The organism is Asaia sp. SF2.1 (assembly GCF_000505765.1).
Taxonomy (GTDB): domain Bacteria; phylum Pseudomonadota; class Alphaproteobacteria; order Acetobacterales; family Acetobacteraceae; genus Asaia; species Asaia bogorensis.
Map to the genome: position 1 here is coordinate 72255 of NZ_AYXS01000034.1, position 3517 is coordinate 75771.

The window sequence follows — 3517 nt, forward strand, 5'->3', positions numbered from 1 at the left end:
TGCACATTGAAGGCTTCATGGGCGGGTGATTCGCTGCACCCGGCGGCGTAAGCGGCACCGGAGGCGAAAAAGCTGCCAGCGACAAAGGCGCAGGCGGTGAGACGCGCAAACGGGCGCAGGAGACGTTGCCGGGCTGAAAACGACATCAAGGGACTCCACAAGGGCACAAACTGGAAAGCCGGAAATGCTCCGGGCAGGGCAGGCGGGCAGCGCACCGGATCACGCGGTGTTCTGCAATACGGAACTTTATTCGATTATGTCGCAGCAATTGCGGCGAGAAAATGCCCGCAGGCAAGGGTATAGGCCGATTTTGTAAAAAAAAACCTGAGTGCCCTTTTCTTTTGTTTCAGCCCCCGCTTCCCCCTTCCTGCGGGGCGCGGCTTGCGCTAGGGCCATTGATGAATTTGTTTTCAGGTGCGCACGGCGCGCGTCTGAACATCTTGTGTCGGGCCTGCTGGTACAAAGAAGGCAGAATCGATTTTCGATGACATGTGATCAGTGGAGTTGATGGTGCGACTGCGTGGTTCTGCAATTACTCTCGTTTCGGCCCTGACCTTGGCGGCCTGCGCAACAAAGCCTGTCGTGCAGCGCGTCGTGCCCCCCAATCCCTTCGGCTACCAGAAGGTCTCTGCCGTCTGTAAGACGACCCCGGTCAAGACGGCGGCCGATGGCAGCATGACGGTCGACATGACCGTGCGTAGCGATGACGGTCTGTGTGCCCTGTCCGTGCAAAAGCCGGGCAACACCAATTACCGTTCGTTCGGTGTCTCGCCTGCCCCCGAGCACGGCAAGGCATTCATGTATAATTTCGATGACCATACCTATGTGACGTATACGCCCAGCACGGCCTATGCAGGCAAGGACAGCTTCACAGCGATCCTGATCCCCGGCGGTACCGAGCCGCGTACGAAGCTGACCGTCAATGCCATGGTCGATGCAACCGGCGTGACCGTTGCTGCCCCGCCAGCGCCTGTTCTGGCTCCTGCGGCCAAGAAGCCAGTTGCGAAGCGTACAGCGACACGTCGCAAGACCAGCAAGAAGTAAGGGTCACAGCCGGGGGGCTTTTCCAGGAGCCCCCCGGGTCAAACCTCCCAAGGGGTGGTTTCAGGCAATAGACCTAAGTGCGGCGGGGCTGTTTCCCGCGCGCGTGTTATCAGCTCCGACCCTGCGTTTCCTTCAGATCGAAAACGAAATCGGCTCGTGGACGGGCCGTCTGAGGCCCGCAGCCTCCGCCCGGCGCACCATTTCCTCAAGGGTCAGGGCGGCCATTTCACTGCGAACCGTCTCATCCAGAACCTGCCAGCAAGGCTCAATAACGCTGCGGAAAAGCGCTCCCTGAGCTGTCTCCTCGGTCCCGGCATCGTCTGACACAACTACGCGCACAATCTCATCGAGGCCGATATCGCGCTGTGGCCGCCCGAGGCGATAGCCGCCACGGGGCCCACGCACGCTTTCCAGCAATCCCGAGCGTGACAGCGCCTGAAGCAGAGGTTCGATCCCACGGCGGGCCAGCCCTGCGCGTTCGGCGATATCCCCGCCGCTCACCAGGCTTGAGCGCCCAGCATGGAAAGCCACATCGACCATGATGATCACGGCAACCATCGCCCTGTCCCTGCGGAGATACATGCAGATTTTTCCTCAATGACAAATTACGCGTAATGTAGCAGTTATTGCCTGCAAATCACAGGCCGGCATCGCAGGAAAGCCGACATTGCAGGAATCATCGTCCTGCCATCTCATACGAGGGACCCATCTATGACCATTCGACACGAAAAGGACGAGGCGCGTGGTTTCGCATCGCGCTATGCCGCACCGAGGGGCCGTGTCTATGAGTCGATTCTCGAAACGGTGGGCGGTACGCCGCTTGTGGCTGTCCCGCGCCTCACCGAGGCTGACAAGCTCCATGCCCGGTTGCTGCTGAAACTGGAATTCTTCAACCCGCTCGGCTCGGTAAAGGATCGTATCGGCCTCGCCCTGATCCAGCAGGCCGAAGCCCGGGGCGACATCACACCGGGACGTACCGTTCTGGTGGAACCGACCTCAGGCAATACCGGTATCTCCCTGGCTTTCGCCTCGGCGGCTCTGGGCTACAGGCTGATCGTGACCATGCCCGAGAGTGCCTCGATCGAGCGACGCAAGATGCTGCGCATGATGGATGCCCAGCTTGAACTGACGCCCGCAGCCCGCGGCATGGCCGGGGCCATTCTTCGCGCAGAAGAACTCGTCGCCTCGCTGCCCGATGCCTGGATGCCAAGCCAGTTTGATAATCCCGCGAACCCGGAAATTCATGCCCTGACCACCGCCGAGGAGATCTGGGAGGATACGCAGGGCAAGGTCGATCTGGTGGTGGCAGGTGTCGGTACAGGGGGCACGCTGACAGGGATCGCCCGCACCCTGCGTCCCCGAAAGCCCGAGATGCAGTTCTGGGGCGTCGAGCCCGCCGAAAGTGCGGTGCTGAATGGCGATGATCCCGGCCCGCACGGTATCCAGGGTATCGGCCCCGGATTCTGTCCGAACACGCTCGACTCCTCACTGCTCGACGGCGTGCTGGCGGTGTCCGAGCGCGATGCGATGGCGGCGGCACGGCGCTGTGCCCGCATCGAGGGTATCCCCATCGGTATTTCTTCCGGGGCCTCGCTCCATGCCGCTCTTGCGCTGGCGCAGCGCGAGGAAAACGCCGGCAAGACGATCGTCTCGATCGTACCGTCCTTTGCAGAGCGCTACCTCTCGACGTCACTCTTCAACGGGCTTGTCTGATCACCAGGCATGAAAAAGCCCTGAATCCGCCAAGCGGCTCAGGGCCTGTTTCATTGTCATCCGACCATGTCCGTAGCACGTCGATCCACCACGCGGCCTGTCAGGCAGCGTGGTGGCCCTGATCAGTGCAGGATGATTTCTACACGGCGGTTCTGCGGTTCACGCGTGTTGGGGCCGGTCTGGACAAGCGGGTTGCTCTCACCATAGCCCTTGACGGCAATCAGCCCACCGGCCACGCCATCGCGGATCAGCTCAGCACGCACGGCATCGGCACGACGCTGTGAAAGCTTCAGGTTGTAGCTGGCGCCACGGGAGCCCGGATGAGCCGCGCTGTTATCCGTGTAGCCATTCACTTCGATGCGGGTCAGCTGCGTGTGGGTCGAGTTCTGCGCGGCCGTACCGACAATCGAGCGTGCCCTTTCGGTCAGCTCTGCACGATCCCAGTCAAAAAAGACCAGATAGCTGCGCGCCGGTGCAGGGGCAGGGGCGGTCATGACCGGAACGCTGCGCGGCGGCGGCGGGGCAGGATTGAACTCGTAACGCAGACCCAGCAGCAGGGAGTGGTTGAAATCGTTGCGGGTAACACGATTGCCATCCATCGCCCCTGCAGGGCGCGGCGTGTCGTAACCGCCGATGCTGCCATAGCCCGTTGCGTGATGGCCGTTGGGGCCAAGCAGCGAATAGAAGCGATACTCGGTGGTGAAAGACAGACCGACGGCAAAAGGCACCGGGAAGGACAGGCCGAAGATGCCCTGATAGG

Annotated in this window: 4 protein-coding genes; 2 read left to right on the forward strand and 2 right to left on the reverse strand. The window is 61.5% G+C overall.

Translation table 11 applies throughout. From position 1 onward, the window contains the following. The first annotated feature begins 507 nt into the window (after window positions 1-507). Window positions 508-1044, forward strand: a complete 537-nt coding sequence (locus tag P792_RS31575) for a hypothetical protein (RefSeq protein ID WP_235075489.1) — start codon at window positions 508-510, stop codon at window positions 1042-1044. A 132-nt stretch (window positions 1045-1176) separates the two neighbouring features. Here the strand turns inward: P792_RS31575 and P792_RS31580 are convergent, their stop codons facing one another. After that, window positions 1177-1626, reverse strand: a complete 450-nt coding sequence (locus P792_RS31580; protein ID WP_023979355.1) for an Rrf2 family transcriptional regulator — start codon at window positions 1624-1626, stop codon at window positions 1177-1179. 129 nt (window positions 1627-1755) lie between these two features. Between P792_RS31580 and cysK the strand changes: the two genes are divergently transcribed. Beyond that, window positions 1756-2757 (forward strand): cysteine synthase A, encoded by a 1002-nt coding sequence (cysK, locus tag P792_RS31585; RefSeq protein ID WP_023979356.1) that lies wholly within the window; start codon window positions 1756-1758, stop codon window positions 2755-2757. A gap of 122 nt (window positions 2758-2879) precedes the next feature. On the opposite strand, the gene P792_RS0119450 is transcribed toward cysK, so the two are convergent. Next, window positions 2880-3517: OmpA family protein (locus P792_RS0119450; RefSeq protein ID WP_031241189.1), on the reverse strand; the 638-nt coding region annotated here is incomplete at its 5' end.

Bases quoted from the DNA above. Each gene is read 5' to 3' on its own strand.
- P792_RS31575 (WP_235075489.1), top strand. From the start codon at position 508: ATGGTGCGACTGCGTGGTTCTGCAATTACTCTCGTTTCGGCCCTGACC.
- cysK (WP_023979356.1), top strand. From the start codon at position 1,756: ATGACCATTCGACACGAAAAGGACGAGGCGCGTGGTTTCGCATCGCGC.
- P792_RS31580 (WP_023979355.1), bottom strand. From the start codon at position 1,626: ATGTATCTCCGCAGGGACAGGGCGATGGTTGCCGTGATCATCATGGTC.